General features: G+C 58.5%; 13 protein-coding genes. 6 read left to right on the forward strand and 7 right to left on the reverse strand.

The window, feature by feature from the left end:
• Positions 1-61 precede the first annotated feature (61 nt).
• Positions 62-286, reverse strand: a complete 225-nt coding sequence (locus tag Q5H92_RS26800) for an AAA family ATPase (protein WP_369811180.1) — start codon at positions 284-286, stop codon at positions 62-64.
• Between the two features lie 121 nt (positions 287-407).
• A complete protein-coding gene (locus Q5H92_RS25555; RefSeq protein WP_305014420.1) occupies positions 408-1,007 on the reverse strand; it encodes a TMEM175 family protein in 600 nt (199 codons plus the stop codon).
• A 220-nt stretch (positions 1,008-1,227) separates the two neighbouring features.
• On the opposite strand from Q5H92_RS25555, the gene Q5H92_RS25560 reads away from it, so the two are divergent.
• The 5 genes from Q5H92_RS25560 (at position 1,228) to Q5H92_RS25580 (ending at position 5,912) form a co-directional block, all read left to right on the forward strand.
• The gene (locus Q5H92_RS25560) at positions 1,228-2,004 is read left to right on the forward strand and encodes a nucleotidyltransferase domain-containing protein (RefSeq protein ID WP_305014421.1); all 777 of its coding nucleotides are present in this window, start codon (positions 1,228-1,230) and stop codon (positions 2,002-2,004) included.
• A gap of 12 nt (positions 2,005-2,016) precedes the next feature.
• Positions 2,017-3,090 carry a DNA polymerase beta superfamily protein gene (locus Q5H92_RS25565; RefSeq protein ID WP_305014422.1) on the forward strand — a complete coding sequence of 358 codons (1,074 nt, stop codon included), beginning with the start codon at positions 2,017-2,019 and terminating at the stop codon, positions 3,088-3,090.
• A 143-nt stretch (positions 3,091-3,233) separates the two neighbouring features.
• Positions 3,234-4,151, forward strand: coding sequence for a TIGR01777 family oxidoreductase (locus Q5H92_RS25570; protein ID WP_305014423.1), 918 nt, complete (start codon positions 3,234-3,236; stop codon positions 4,149-4,151).
• Between the two features lie 294 nt (positions 4,152-4,445).
• The gene (locus tag Q5H92_RS25575) at positions 4,446-4,946 is read left to right on the forward strand and encodes a GbsR/MarR family transcriptional regulator (RefSeq protein WP_305014424.1); all 501 of its coding nucleotides are present in this window, start codon (positions 4,446-4,448) and stop codon (positions 4,944-4,946) included.
• A 21-nt stretch (positions 4,947-4,967) separates the two neighbouring features.
• Entirely contained in the window at positions 4,968-5,912 is a 945-nt protein-coding gene (locus tag Q5H92_RS25580) for an ADP-ribosylglycohydrolase family protein (RefSeq protein WP_305014425.1), read from the forward strand.
• 124 nt (positions 5,913-6,036) lie between these two features.
• Here Q5H92_RS25580 and Q5H92_RS25585 read toward each other — a convergent pair whose 3' ends face one another.
• From Q5H92_RS25585 to Q5H92_RS25605, 5 genes are all read right to left on the reverse strand, one after another.
• On the reverse strand, positions 6,037-6,660 hold the full coding sequence (locus tag Q5H92_RS25585) for an ABC transporter ATP-binding protein (RefSeq protein WP_305014426.1): 624 nt from the start codon (positions 6,658-6,660) through the stop codon (positions 6,037-6,039).
• 88 nt (positions 6,661-6,748) lie between these two features.
• Positions 6,749-7,555 carry an acyl-ACP--UDP-N-acetylglucosamine O-acyltransferase gene (lpxA, locus tag Q5H92_RS25590; RefSeq protein ID WP_305014427.1) on the reverse strand — a complete coding sequence of 269 codons (807 nt, stop codon included), beginning with the start codon at positions 7,553-7,555 and terminating at the stop codon, positions 6,749-6,751.
• Between the two features lie 108 nt (positions 7,556-7,663).
• The gene (locus tag Q5H92_RS25595; RefSeq protein WP_305014428.1) at positions 7,664-9,058 is read right to left on the reverse strand and encodes a bifunctional UDP-3-O-[3-hydroxymyristoyl] N-acetylglucosamine deacetylase/3-hydroxyacyl-ACP dehydratase; all 1,395 of its coding nucleotides are present in this window, start codon (positions 9,056-9,058) and stop codon (positions 7,664-7,666) included.
• Between the two features lie 99 nt (positions 9,059-9,157).
• Positions 9,158-10,198 (reverse strand): UDP-3-O-(3-hydroxymyristoyl)glucosamine N-acyltransferase, encoded by a 1,041-nt coding sequence (gene lpxD, locus Q5H92_RS25600; RefSeq protein WP_305014429.1) that lies wholly within the window; start codon positions 10,196-10,198, stop codon positions 9,158-9,160.
• A 110-nt stretch (positions 10,199-10,308) separates the two neighbouring features.
• Positions 10,309-11,535 (reverse strand): HD domain-containing protein, encoded by a 1,227-nt coding sequence (locus Q5H92_RS25605; protein WP_305014430.1) that lies wholly within the window; start codon positions 11,533-11,535, stop codon positions 10,309-10,311.
• 243 nt (positions 11,536-11,778) lie between these two features.
• Between Q5H92_RS25605 and porX the strand changes: the two genes are divergently transcribed.
• Positions 11,779-13,347 carry a T9SS response regulator signal transducer PorX gene (porX, locus tag Q5H92_RS25610; RefSeq protein ID WP_305014431.1) on the forward strand — a complete coding sequence of 523 codons (1,569 nt, stop codon included), beginning with the start codon at positions 11,779-11,781 and terminating at the stop codon, positions 13,345-13,347.
• Positions 13,348-13,838 lie beyond the last annotated feature (491 nt).

Consider the following 13,838-nt stretch of genomic DNA (forward strand, 5'->3'; position numbering starts at 1 on the left):
CACTGACGATGCACGCGGCCCGTATTAAAATTGTCATCGACAAGCACAACCTCACTCTGAATTAGACCACCGCCAAAAATTCAATAGATTCTAAGGCCATCCTTTTGGTGCCGTTGGACCAACTAGCCCTATTCAATTGTAGGGTTTGAGAACTTGATACAGCAAATTGAACCCCCTGTATAAAACTGCTTTTGCCAGAGTTGTTCGCACCTATAAAAATATTAATAGGGCCCAAGACCAGATTCGCTTTATCTATCTTCTTAAATTTCTCGATTGTGATTTCCATAAATATTTCTGATTTTTTTAATCTAGGCTAAAGTAACAGTAAAAAGTGATACTAACAGATTACTCGAATGATGTAGTTGCCTACGCCCGCGTCTCCAGTCAACCCCGCGAAGCTGCCGCCGCTACCCAACGTGCTTCCCATCAGCTTTATCCACCAGCGTGCGCTCAATGCGCCGGTCGGGGATGAGCCACATCAGCGCCACGGCTACGTAGATGCCACCCGCCACCCACGGCTGCCAGAAGCTGGCCGCGATGCCCGCTAGGTAAAGCACGGGCGAGGCCTTGCCCTTGAAATCGCGCCCGACGGCGCGGGCCAGCGTCGAGTGCGGCCCTTCGAGCGCGATAATGAGGCTCTGCAAAACCCAGTAGGCCGCGCCGGCCATCAGCAGTATGGCGCCGTATACGGCCAGCGTGGCGGGGGCGAAGTGGTTTTCGCCCATCCAGCCGGTGGCGAAGGGCACCAGCGACAGCCAGAACAGCAGGTGCAGATTTGCCCACAGCACGCCGCCGGAAATTCGGCTCGTGCAGGCCAGCATCATGTGGTGGTTGTTCCAGTAAATGCCGACGTAGAGAAAGCTCAGCACGTAGCTGAGCACCACGGGCAGTAGCGGGCGCAAGGCCGCAAAGTCGGCCCCATGCGGCACCTTGATTTCCAGCACCATGATGGTGAGGATGATGGCGAGCACGCCATCGCTGAAAGCTTCGAGTCGTTGTTTATGCATGCGGGGTTTGCGGCGGACTGCCGGAGGGGCAGTGCGTGCGTTGCGAAAGTAGCGCGACGCAGCGGCCCCTACTACTTTCGTGGCGTATACTTCGTTGAACGTCATGCTGAGCGCAGTCGAAGCATCTCTACCGCACAACTAATCCTGTCGATTGGATTTACTGCTGCGGTAAAGATGCTTCGACTGCGCTCAGCATGACGGCCTTCCAGATAATTTCCCCATGCAAACCCGCGTTTCCACCGCCCTGCGCCAGCTCGAAGCCACCCACGGCATCCGCATTCTCTACGCCTGCGAGTCGGGCAGCCGGGCCTGGGGCTTTCCCTCGCCCGATTCGGACTTTGACGTCCGCTTCATTTACTGCCACCCGCCGGCCTGGTACCTTACCCTGGACGAAGGCCGCGACACCCTGAATTTCCCCGTCGATGACGAGCTGGACCTCGCCGGCTGGGAATTGCGCAAGGCCCTGCGCCTGCTGCGTGCCTCCAACGCGGCACTGTTTGAATGGCTGCAATCGCCGGTGCGCTACCACGAGGCCCTAGCTTTCCGGGCGCGGCTGGCCGACCTCCAGCCCGCCGCCTTCAACCGCAAAGCCGGCCTGCATCACTACCTGGGCCAGCTTCGGCGGGGGCTGGAGGAGGACCTGACCGGGGAAGAAGTGCGCCTCAAACGCCTTTTTTACGCCCTGCGCTCGGCCCTGGCCGCGCGCTGGATTCGGGAGCGGCCCACGGTGCCGCCCATGGAGTTTGCGCCGCTGCGGGAGCTGCTGCCCGCTGCCTTGCAGCCCGATGTGGCCGCGCTGCTGGCCCGCAAAGCCACCGCCGACGAGAAGACCCGGGTAGCCCATCCGGCCGCGCTGGTCGAATTTCTGCAAGCCGAGCTGGCGGCCGGCCAGGCGGCCCGCGATACGCTGCCGGTACTGCGGCCCGGCAACGTGGCCAGCGAGCTGGATGTGTTGTTTCAGGCCCTGATTAGCGAGGCATTTGCCGGCGAAGAATAAATTGAAAATAAGATGACCATTGCGGACCTGCGTAGCCAGAAATTAATTCTTTTCGAAGCCATCAGCGGCAGCCGCGCCTATGGTACCAATTTACCGCATTCGGATACCGATTTGAAAGGGGTATTTGTGCTGCCGGAAGCCCAGTTTTATGGACTGGATTACATTCCTCAAGTAGCCAATGAAACCAACGACGAAGTATTCTACGAGTTGCGCCGTTTCGTGGAATTATTGCTGAAAAATAACCCCACTGTATTAGAGTTATTAGGTACGCCGGCCGATTGTGTTATCTACAAACACCCGCTTTTCGAACAGTTTCAAGCCGCTGATTTCCTTTCCAAGCTCTGCCGCCAAAGCTTTGCCGAATACGCGGTGGCGCAAATTCGCAAAGCCAAGGGCCTCAATAAGAAAATAAACCATCCCGAGCCGCCGGCCCGCAAATCGGTGCTCGATTTCTGTTACGTGACGGTGGGCGCGGGGGCCCAGCCCGTGGCGAGTTGGCTGGCCCGGCAGGGCTACGAAGTAGCGCAGTGCGGCCTGGCCAACGTGCCGCATCTCACCGATTTATACGCCCTGTTTGTCGATGCCACACCGGAGCGCCTGCACCATTACCGCGGCCTGGTGCGCGACGCCGAAACCTCGCAGGATGTGCAGCTGTCGGCCGTGCCAAAAGGGGAGGAGCCCGTGGCGTATTTGTCGTTCAACCGCAACGGCTACAGCACGTACTGCCGCGTGTTTCGCGAGTACTGGGAGTGGGTGGAAAAGCGCAACGCCGAGCGTTACCAGAACACCGTGCAGCACGGCAAAAATTATGATGCCAAAAATATGCTGCACGTATTTCGCCTGTTGCAAATGGCGGAGGAAATTGCCGCAAGCGGGGTATTGAATGTGCGGCGCCCCAACCGGGAATTTCTGTTGCAAATCCGGCGCGGCGAATTTGATTACGAAGAGCTGGTAGCCGAAGCAGAAAAGCTGGTGGACCGGGTCGACGGCGCATTCGCTAAATCAGACCTGCCGGCAATGCCGGACAAAGCAACCGCCGAGCAGCTGCTGCGCCGGGTGCGCCGGGAATTTTATCGGACTGGATGATTGGCTGGACTTGCGGTATCAGAGGAGTCGGAAAAATGTATCATAAGTTTCAATAATTATTGAAACTTATGATACATTTGCTTTGCCCAATGGCAATGCCCCGAAACGAATCGGCCGGTAATTGAGCTCCAGGGCACAGGAGCATGGAACAGCCTAAGATTGTCATTGCCGGCGGGAACGGGTTTCTGGGCAGGCACTTGCGTCAACACTTTGAGCAGCTTGGCTATCGGGTGGTCGTCATCGCCCGGCGCGTGGCTCCGGGGCCCAATGCCATGGTGTGGAATGCCCGAACCCTAGGCCCCTGGGCCGCCGAGCTGGAAGGCGCCAAAGTACTGGTGAACCTGGCCGGCCGCACCGTCGATTGCCGGTACAACGAAGCCAACAAGCGCGAAATCGTCGCCAGCCGGGTGGATAGCACCCGCGTGCTGGGCCAGGCGGTGGCGGCCTGCGCCGTGCCGCCCCGGGTGTGGCTCAACTCGTCAACCGCCACTGTTTACGCCCACACCGAAGGCGATAAACCCGCCAATACCGAAGCCGCGGGCCTCATCGGAACCGGTTTCTCGGTGGCGGTAGCCAAGGCGTGGGAACAGGCTTTCCACGACTGCCACACGCCCGCTACCCGCCAGGTGGCGCTGCGCACGTCCATTGTGCTGGGGCGCGATGGGGGCGCTTTCCCGGTGATAGCCCGGCTGGCCCGCCTGGGTTTGTGCACACCGCAGGGCACCGGGCGGCAATGGATAAGCTGGCTGCACATCCAGGATTTTTGCCGCGCCGTGGAGTTTCTGGCCACCAAAACGAACGAAGCCGGTGCCTTCAATATCTGCGCACTAAACCCGCTGACCAACCGCGACTTCAACCACCTGCTTCAACAGCAGTTCCGGCCGTGGCTGCGGCTGCCCCAGCCCCGCTGGCTGCTTGAAATCGGTGCGTTCGCGCTGCGCACCGAAACCGAACTGATTCTGAAAAGCCGAAAGGTGTATCCGGAGCGGCTGCTGGCGCTGGGATTTCAATTTGAGTACCCGGCCTGCGAAGCAGCGATAAAAGATTTGCTGCATGACTAGAAACCTTTGCCAACGGCTACTAGCATCCCGTAAATTTAGTTCGCTGCTCATCACGGCAGGATTTCTAATTTTTCTGATTCCCTTATTTCAGCTCCCTGGCGCGGTATTGCTGCTATTGGGAAGCTTTGTTAATGTAGCATCCCCCAGAACCCATCGGCAAAAAGTGCTCTGGTTACTGCCATTGATACTTCATATGCTATTGGTCGTAGCCATTATTGCCTTTCAGCGCTAATCTTTTCATTTAATCCAATGGCTTCCAGTAGTTCCGAAGATTCAAACACGCTTCCTATTTCCTTGGCCGAAGCCCGTTCCCAATTCATCCACCTGTGGGGCGTGACTGGGGCTAGCTGGGGCGTGAGCAAAACCCTGGCCCAGGTGCACGCCTTGCTGCTGGTGAGTCCGGCCGCCCTGAGCACGGAGGACCTGATGGCCCAGCTAAAAATTTCACGCGGCAATGCCAGCATGACCGTGCGCGAACTGCTCGATTGGGGCCTGATTTACAAAGAACTGCGCCCCGGAGACCGCCGCGAGTTCTTCGTAGCTGAAAAAGACATGCTGCAAGTGACGCGCTGCATCATCCGGGCCCGCAAGCGCCGCGAGCTCGACCAGATGAAGCGCCGCCTCGACCAGCTGGCCGCCGTGCCCGGCGATGCGGCCGATGCCGACTACAAAGCCTTTCACACGGCCCTGGCCGATATCAAGCAGCTGGCCGACGTGTCGGATAAGTTGCTTTCCCGGCTCATGCAGGCCGAGAGAAGCTGGTTTTGGAATACGTTTATCAAGCTGTTTGTGTAACCTGGTTTCTACCTTGCACCTATGCAAAATTCCCTCGAATCTGCCGCCCGAGCTGCCCTGCTGGGCCTGGCCGTGGGCGATGCCCTCGGCGTTCCCGTCGAATTCCAGAGCCGTGCCGCCCGCCGCCTCGACCCCGTAGTGACCATGCGCGAATACGGCACCCATAATCAGCCCGCCGGCACCTGGTCCGACGATTCCTCCCTTACTTTCTGCCTGGCTCAGGCGCTGGCCGATGGCTTCACGCTCGGCAAAGCCGCCGATTACAGCCGCCGCTGGTACTACGAGCAGCTCTGGACGCCCCACGGCACCGTATTCGACATTGGCATCACCACCCGCCAAGCCCTCAGCCGCCTAAAAGGCGACCCCGACCTCATACTGGCCGGCGGCACCGACGAATACAGCAACGGCAATGGGGCGCTGATGCGGATTCTGCCGCTGGCATTTTATCAGGTGGACGCGCCCCTGCAAGAGCGGTTCCAACTCATCCGCGACGTGTCGGCTATCACCCACGGCCATATTCGCTCGGCAGTAGCGTGCTTTCTGTACCTGGAAATTGCCCACCACCTACGCGCCGGCTTGGAGCCCGCCGCCGCCTACGCCGAACTATGTCGACAGGCCCCGGTCCAGCTGTATGAGCTGCAAATTCCAGCATCCGAGGCCGATAAGTTTGAGCGCGTCCTTGATGGCCAGCTGGCCGATTTACCCCAAGCTGCCATCGACAGCGGTGGCTACGTCATGCACACCCTCGAAGCCGCCCTCTGGTGCCTGCTGCGTCACGACACCTACGCCGCCACCGTGCTGGCCGCCGTGAACCTGGGCGACGATACCGATACCACGGGCGCCGTGGCCGGCGGCCTGGCCGGGCTGGCCTATGGCGAAGCCGCCATCCCCGCCGAATGGCTGGCCGTGCTGGCCCGCCGGACCGATATTGAGGACCTGGCCGCCCGGTTGGCGCAGGCAAGTTAGGCCGCTGCTCGCGCCGGCCGCACGAGTACCCCGAAGCTCCGCTTCGGCTCGGCCGAACGAAACCCGAACGAGCAGAAAGCCCTCACGCAGGCCTAAGCCGAGCTTCAGGGTACTCGTGCTAACCTTAGCGCTTCTGAAAATCCGTCACCAGCAACTGTTCGTCGCAGAAGCCATACTCCGCCGGCACGTTGGAGCTGAGCAGCAGCGTGCGGCCCACACGGGTGGCCTGCACGTGCTCCTGGTACCAGGCCACGCCGGTGGCGTCGAGGTTGGTGGTGGGCTCGTCGAGCAGGAGCAGGGGCGCCTCGGCATACAGGGCTAGCCCCAGTTTCAGGCGCTGCTTCATGCCCGACGAAAACTCCCGCACCAGCTGGTGGCGGCCCTTTTCGAGGTACATGATGCCAATGAGCTTATCGAGCGACACACCGGCTTGCAGCGGTTTGAAGCGGGTATGAAACCGCAACAGCTCCAGCAGCGTCAACTCCTCCAGCAGCTCCAGGTAAGGCGCGGCATAGGCCAGGTGCTGCGGCACGTCTTCCACGGCTACCGGGCGGCCAGCCAGCGCGTACGTCAGCGTGCCTTCGGTCGGCAGCAGCTGGCCCGAAATCGTGTTCAGCAGCGTGCTCTTACCGGCGCCGTTGGGGCCGAGCACCGCCGTGGCGCTGCCCGGCCGAAAGGCCCGCGTCAGCCCTCGGAAAATCCAGTCGCGCTGAAAGCGCTTGCCCAAACCGGTGGCCTCAATATTCATTTATCATCCAACATTTATCATTTAACACCTTCGAGCCGGGCAGCGCCGCCTGTGAGTTAAATGTTAATTGATACCTGTTAAATGAAAATTACTCGCCTTCTTCCTCGTCGCGCTTGCGCTTGCTTGGGCCTTTGATGATGCCCCGCGACGCGGCGCGGATGAAATCAACGGCAAATTCGCGCTCGGCCGAGGCCGGCACTTCCGTGGCGATGCGCACCAGCGCTTCCTGCGTGTTCAGGCCGCCGAGGTACAGCACACGGTAAAGGTGCTGAATGGTGTTCACCTGCTCGTCGTCGTAGCCGCGGCGGCGCAGGCCCACCGAGTTGATGCCGGCGTAGGTGAGGGGCTCGCGGGCCGCCTTCACGTAGGGCGGCACGTCTTTGCGCACCAGTGAGCCGCCGCCCACAAACGCGTGCGCCCCGATGCTCACAAACTGCTGCACCAGCGTGCCGCCGCCCACGATGGCCCAGTCGCCGATGGTGACGTGCCCGGCAATCTGGGTAGCGCCCGAAATCACGCAATGGTCGCCGATGGTGCAGTCGTGGGCCACGTGCACGTAGGCTTGGAGCAGGCAGTGGGCGCCCACGCGGGTTTCGCCCCGGTCCACGGTGCCGCGGTTCACGGTCACGTATTCGCGCACCACGGTGTAGTCGCCTACATGGGCCGTGGTTTTCTCGCCGGCAAATTTCAAATCCTGCGGAATGCCCGCCACTACAGCACCCGGAAAAATCTGGCAGTGCGCCCCAATCCGGGCCCCGTTCATGATGGTGACGTTGGGCCCAATCCAAGTGCCTTCCCCGATTTCCACGTCCGCCGCGATGGTCGTAAACGGGTCAACGGTGACGCCCTCCGCCAGGCGGGCATCGGGATGAATAGAGGCGAGGGGGGAAAGCATTCTTCTTTTGGAATTAAGAATTAAGAATTAAGAATTAAAAATTGAAGACCGAGGCTTTGAAGTAGCCAGTGATTCTTAATTCTTAATTCTTAATTCTTAATTAAAAAATTAGGCATCCTTGCGGACAATGGCGGCGCTCATTTCGGCTTCGCACACCACTTTGCCGTTCACGAAGGCCTGGCCGCGCATTTTGGCAATGCCGCGCTTGATGGGGGCCAGCAGCTGGCAGTGGTAGATGATGGTGTCGCCGGGCAGTACTTTTTTGCGGAAGCGGGCATTTTCGATGCCCAGGAAGTATTGCCAGTAGTTTTCGGGGTCGGGCACGGTGTTCATCACCAGAATGCCGCCGGTCTGGGCCAGGCCTTCAATCTGGAGCACGCCGGGCATCACCGGGTTGCCCGGGAAGTGGCCCTGGAAGAAGGGCTCGTTGATGGACACGTTTTTCACGGCCGTCACCACTTGGTCGTCCAGATGAATGACCTTGTCAATCATCATGAACGGGTAGCGGTGGGGCAGTACCTGCATGATGCGGTTGATGTCCATTACCGGCTCGCGGTTCAGGTCGTACACCGGCACGGGGTTGCTCCGCGCCTCCAGCATCTTCTTCTTGATTTTCTTGGCGAAGGCCACGTTGGCCGCGTGGCCGGGCCGCGCGGCTAGAATCTGGCCCTTGAGCGGGCGGCCTACCAGGGCGAGGTCGCCCACGAGGTCAAGCAGCTTGTGGCGAGCGGGCTCGTTTTTGTGGCGCAGGTCCACATTGTTGAGTATGCCTTCTTTCTTGACGGAAACGCGGGGCTTGCCCAGCATTTTGGCCAGGTCGGTCAGCTCGTCGTCGCTCACTACGCGGTCGACCACCACAATGGCATTGCTCAAATCGCCCCCGCGGATGAGGTTGTTTTTGTAGAGCATTTCCAGCTCGTGCAAAAAGCAAAACGTGCGCGAGGAAGCAATTTCTTCGCCAAACAGGCCAATATCCGTGAGTGTGGCGTGCTGCGAGCCCAGCACCGGCGAGTTGTAGTCCACCATCACCGTCAGGCGATAGTCGGAAAGGGGCAGGGCCGCAATTTCGACGCCGCGCGCGTTGTCGACGTAGCGAATGCTCTCGGGAATCTCGTAGTAGTTGCGCAGGGCGTTTTGCTCCTGCAGGCCCACGGTTTCGATGGCCTTGATGAATTCGGCCGACGACCCGTCCATGATGGGCGGCTCGGGGCCAGAGAGCTGAATCAGCACATTATCAAGCTGCAAGCCCACGAGGGCTGCCAGCGTGTGTTCCACGGTATTGACGCGGGCGCCGTTTTGTTCGATGGTGGTGCCGCGACTCAGGTCGACCACGTTGTCCACGTCGGCGTCGACGATGGGCTGGCCGGGCATGTCTACCCGCTGAAACTTGTAGCCGTGGCCCACCGGCGCGGGGCAAAACGTCATGGTGGCTTCCACGCCGGTGTGCAGTCCGATGCCGCGCACCGTCACGGGCGCCTGAATGGTGTGTTGCTTGTCGTTCATCTCATTAGTTGTCAGTTGTTTGTTGTTAGCTGTTAGTCATTTAAAGCTTGATGGCCCAACAACTGACAACTAGCAACGAACAACTAAGAAGCTGCAAAGCTAGGGCTTTTCCGTCGCGTTTTTCGCCTTTTCCAGCTGGGCCACGCGCTGCTCCAGCTCGGGCAGGCGGCGGAACACGATTTGGGCGCGCTGGTTCTGCTTGAAATCGAAGGCCGTGGAGCCCTGCAGGATGGTCCCTTCCTGCTTCACATTCTTGCCCACGCCCGACTGGGCCGTGACGGTGGTTTTGTTGGCCAGCGTGACGTGGCCGGCCATGCCCACCTGGCCCGCCAGCACGCAATGGTCGCCGATTTTGGCCGAGCCCGCGATGCCCGTTTGGGAGGCAATGACGGTGTGGCGGCCGATTTCCACGTTGTGGGCCAGCTGCACGAGGTTGTCGATTTTGCTCCCCGTGCGCACGATGGTGGAGCCCAGCGTGGCGCAGTCGATGGTGGCGTTGGCCCCGATGCTCACGTAGTCTTCCAGCACCACGTTGCCGATTTGCGGAATGGCCTTGTAGGAGCCGTCGGGCTGCGGCGCGAAACCGAATCCATCGGAGCCCACCACCGCGCCGGCTTTGATGACGCAGAACTTGCCAATGACCGTATCCGGATAAATTTTGGCGCCGGCGTGGATGATGCTGCCCTCGCCGATGGTCACCCGGTCGCCGATGTAGGCGTGCGGGAACACCAGCACATTGTCGCCCAGCCTGCACTGCTCGCCGATGTAGGAGAAAGCGCCGCGGTAGTGCCCCGCGCCGATTTCCGACGACTTGCCGATGAACGCAGGCTCCTCTACGCCGCGCTTGCCGGTGCGGGTAGCCTGCGCGTAGAATTCCAGCAATTGGCTGAAGGCCGTGTAAGGGTTTTCGACCCGAATGAGGGCGGGCTGCACGGCCTGTTTAGGCTCCAGCGTCTGACTTACAATTACGGCCGAGGCGCCGGTTTCGTAGAGAAACGGCTCGTATTTGGCGTTGGAAAGGAAGGTGAGAGAGCCGGGCCGGGCTTCTTCAATCTTGGCCAGGCTGGAAATGCGCAGGGTGGCGTCTCCTTCCACGGTGCCGCCAAGCACCTCGGCAATTTGCTGAACGGTAAATTCCATAGGCGGCAAAAATAGTTGTCAGTTGTTGGTTGTCAGTTGTCAGATTCGGGCCATCTGCTTGAAAAGAGCCTGGCTTAGAAGCCTGGCAACTGACAACCAACAACTGACAACTAAACAATCTCCTTCGGGTAGCAGATGTAGAACTTCTCTACCCGCTGGCTGAGGGCGCGAATGTTGGGCAGGTCGGAGGCTTCCATCACGTTCACCACGTCGCCTTTTTTGGTCAGGATTTCGATGGGCTCGCCGTTGGGGTTGTAGGCGCTGTTGCTCAGGCGGCCGGGAATCATGAGCAGCTCGGCTTCTTCGGGTGGCAGGCCGAATTTCTCCTCGATTAGCTCGCGGATGCCGAGGCGAAATTCCTCGTCGAAGGGCTCTGGCGCCAGCACAATTTTGAGCAGGTTGCGGTGCAGGATGCTCTTGGCGAGGTAGCTGAGCACCACGTCGGGGTGGCCGGCCCAGGCCTTGATGGCCGACCAGATGTCGTAGTCGTCGAGCTCCACGAAGTGGCTCAGGATTTTTTCGTCGTGCTCGAATTCTTCCAGGCTCACGGCGCGGCCTAGGAAATAGCCCAGGCAGGTGTTGGCGGGCACCTCCATACCGCGCCGGGCCAGGTCGCGGGCCCGCTGCACCACCCGAATGACCATCTGCTCGGCCGAGGTCACGGTTTTGTGCAGGTACACCTGCCAGTACATCAGCCGGCGGCTTACCAGGAAATTTTCAACTGAATACACGGCTTTTTCTTCGAGCACCAGCCGCTCGTCGTGTACGCGCAGCATTTTGATAAGGCGGTCGGCGCCGGGGCGGCCTTCCTCCACGCCGGTGTAGAAGGAGTCGCGGTTGAGGTAGTCCAGCCGGTCCATGTCGAGCTGGCTGCTCACTAGCTGGTGGAAAAACGGCCGGATGTACGTGCCCTTAAACATATCAATGGCCAGGCTGAGCTTGCCGTGAAACTCGGCGTTGAGCCGCTCCATCAGAAATAAGGAAAGCTGCTCGTGCGGCACATCCTGAAAAATGGCCGTTTCGAGGGCATGGGAGAGGGGGCCGTGGCCGACGTCGTGTAGCAGAATGGCGGCCATGGCGGCCTCGCCCTCGGCCGCCGAAATCTTCACGCCTTTGTCCTTGAGCGTGCGCAGGGCCAAACTCATGAGGTGCATGGCGCCCAGCGCGTGGTGAAAGCGCGTGTGCAGCGCCCCCGGATACACAAAGCCCGTGAGCCCAAGCTGCTGAATGCGCCGCAGCCGCTGAAAGTAGCGGTGCTCGATGAGGTCGAACAGAAACTCCGTCGGGATGGTGACGAAGCCATAGACGGGGTCGTTGAAGATTTTTTTCTTATTCACAGAGGCGGCCAAAAGGGAAGGGAGCGGAAGGCAGAAAACAGAAATGCGGGCAGACTGCCACGAAACAGGCAACATTTGCACCCGCCGCCCGTCCCTGACTGAACGCGAAACTACGGCGCACCGTTTGAGCAAGCTCATCAATCCGTAGTTGAACGCCATTGCGTTTTACTATATCCATTCGGGGCGTCTTACGTTACTAATGTGAACCAAGACCCTAAGTCCCCAAGACCCCAAGTCCCTACTATGCAACAAACCACCATTCTCTGGGCCGACGACGAAATCGACTTGCTCAAGCCGCACTTGCTGTTTCTCAAGGAGAAAGGCTACGACGTGACGCCCGTCAACAGCGGCGCCGACGCCATCGAGGAAATCCAGGAAAAGAGCTACGACCTTGTTTTTCTGGACGAAAACATGCCCGGCCTCACCGGCCTCGAAACGCTGAGCGAAATCAAAGCCATCCGGCCCACCGTGCCCGTGGTGATGATTACCAAGAGCGAGGAGGAGCACATCATGGAGTCGGCCATCGGCGCCAAAATCGCCGATTACCTGATTAAGCCGGTGAACCCCAGCCAGATTCTGCTGTCGGTGAAAAAGGTGCTCGACAACAAGCGCCTTGTGAGCGAAGCCACCAACTCGGGCTACCAGCGCGATTTCCGCCAGCTCGGCATGCAGCTTTCCGACCGGCTGTCGCCCAGCGAGTGGGCCGATGTATACAAGAAGCTGGTGTACTGGGAGCTGGAAATCAACGAGACGGAAGGCAAGAGCATGGCCGAAGTCTTCAATATGCAGAAGGACGAGGCCAACACCTACTTTGGCCGCTTCATCACCGAAGATTACGAGGACTGGGTGAACGGCGACGACAAAAACGCCCCGCTCATGTCGCACCAGTTGTTCAAGGAGCGGGTGTTCCCCACGTTGAAGGCCACCGGCGACACGCCCGTGTACTTCGTGCTCATAGACAACCTGCGCTACGACCAGTGGAAGGTACTGGAACCGATTATCACCGAGATGTTTACGGTGGATAGCGAGGAGATGTACTACGCCATTCTGCCTACCACCACGGCGTATGCGCGCAACGCCATTTTCTCGGGCATGATGCCGTCGGAGATTCAGAAGAAATACCCCAACCTGTGGGTAACCGACGACGACGACGAGGGCAAAAACCTGCACGAGGCCGAGTTCATGGAAATCAACTTCCAGAAGAACAACCAGAAGGCCAAGCACAGCTACCACAAGGTGACCAACCTGCAGGCCGGCAAGGACTTGCTGGGCAAGATGAGCAACCTGCACAACAACTACAAGTGCAACGTCATCGTGTACAACTTCGTGGACATGCTCTCGCACGCCCGCACCGACATGGCCATGATACGCGAGCTGGCCGCCGACGAATCGGCCTACCGTAGCATCACCCGCTCGTGGTTCCTGCACTCGCCGCTGTATGAGATGATGCAGCAGATTGCCGAGAAAAAAGGCAAGCTCATCATCACCACCGACCACGGCACCATCCGCTGCAAGCGCCCCTACAAGATTGTGGGCGACCGCAACACCAACACCAACCTGCGCTACAAGCACGGCAAAAACCTGGGCTTCGAAGATTCGCGCGACGTGTACGTAGTGCGCAAGCCGGAAAGCATTTTCCTGCCCCGCGAAAACGTGAGCACGGCGTATGTGTTCACGATTGGCGACTATTTCTTCGCCTACCCGAACAACTATAATTACTACGTGAACTACTACAAGGACACGTTCCAGCACGGCGGTATCTCGCTGGAGGAGTGCATTATCCCGTATGTGACGTTGACGGCGAAAGGTTAAGAAACGAATTATTGGCAACAACGAAAAGAGCCGTAACCCCAAAATGGGGTTACGGCTCTTTTCGTTGTTGCCAATAATTCGTTATCCGCTAAATACTGACCTTCAGAAATTTTAGTTTACTACGAGAACATAAAATTGATACAACGACAATATGCCTGGGGTAATAAAACTATGAAACCATGCTTGTTTGGAAATCCGACTATATGCAATTAGTGAAAATCTTCTTTGCAGCTGCCATTTATTGGGATTGATAAACATGTAAGATGTAGCTATTGCAAGAACAAAGGTCAATGCATGGCTTAAATAGAAGCAAGCGTTGGCATGTATGGGTAAATGACTTTGTAAAATCGCATGAGTAAAAAATATAATAATATTACTGGCAATAAAATAAAAAAATCTTTTTAATCCTATGCTAGTGTTTATTAGTAATGCAGCACCGTAGTTAAGACAGAAAAATAACACTATTAGAAATAAGTTGGATAAGAAATGCA

Source organism: Hymenobacter mellowenesis (assembly GCF_030581005.1).
Taxonomy (GTDB): domain Bacteria; phylum Bacteroidota; class Bacteroidia; order Cytophagales; family Hymenobacteraceae; genus Hymenobacter; species Hymenobacter mellowenesis.

What these genes read in the sequence shown, in the direction of transcription:
- Q5H92_RS25595 (WP_305014428.1), bottom strand. Translation starts at nt 9,058, where the DNA reads ATGAACGACAAGCAACACACCATTCAGGCGCCCGTGACGGTGCGCGGC.
- lpxA (WP_305014427.1), bottom strand. Translation starts at nt 7,555, where the DNA reads ATGCTTTCCCCCCTCGCCTCTATTCATCCCGATGCCCGCCTGGCGGAG.
- Q5H92_RS25585 (WP_305014426.1), bottom strand. Translation starts at nt 6,660, where the DNA reads ATGAATATTGAGGCCACCGGTTTGGGCAAGCGCTTTCAGCGCGACTGG.
- lpxD (WP_305014429.1), bottom strand. Translation starts at nt 10,198, where the DNA reads ATGGAATTTACCGTTCAGCAAATTGCCGAGGTGCTTGGCGGCACCGTG.
- Q5H92_RS25565 (WP_305014422.1), top strand. Translation starts at nt 2,017, where the DNA reads ATGACCATTGCGGACCTGCGTAGCCAGAAATTAATTCTTTTCGAAGCC.
- Q5H92_RS25570 (WP_305014423.1), top strand. Translation starts at nt 3,234, where the DNA reads ATGGAACAGCCTAAGATTGTCATTGCCGGCGGGAACGGGTTTCTGGGC.
- Q5H92_RS26800 (WP_369811180.1), bottom strand. Translation starts at nt 286, where the DNA reads ATGGAAATCACAATCGAGAAATTTAAGAAGATAGATAAAGCGAATCTG.
- Q5H92_RS25555 (WP_305014420.1), bottom strand. Translation starts at nt 1,007, where the DNA reads ATGCATAAACAACGACTCGAAGCTTTCAGCGATGGCGTGCTCGCCATC.
- Q5H92_RS25580 (WP_305014425.1), top strand. Translation starts at nt 4,968, where the DNA reads ATGCAAAATTCCCTCGAATCTGCCGCCCGAGCTGCCCTGCTGGGCCTG.
- porX (WP_305014431.1), top strand. Translation starts at nt 11,779, where the DNA reads ATGCAACAAACCACCATTCTCTGGGCCGACGACGAAATCGACTTGCTC.
- Q5H92_RS25560 (WP_305014421.1), top strand. Translation starts at nt 1,228, where the DNA reads ATGCAAACCCGCGTTTCCACCGCCCTGCGCCAGCTCGAAGCCACCCAC.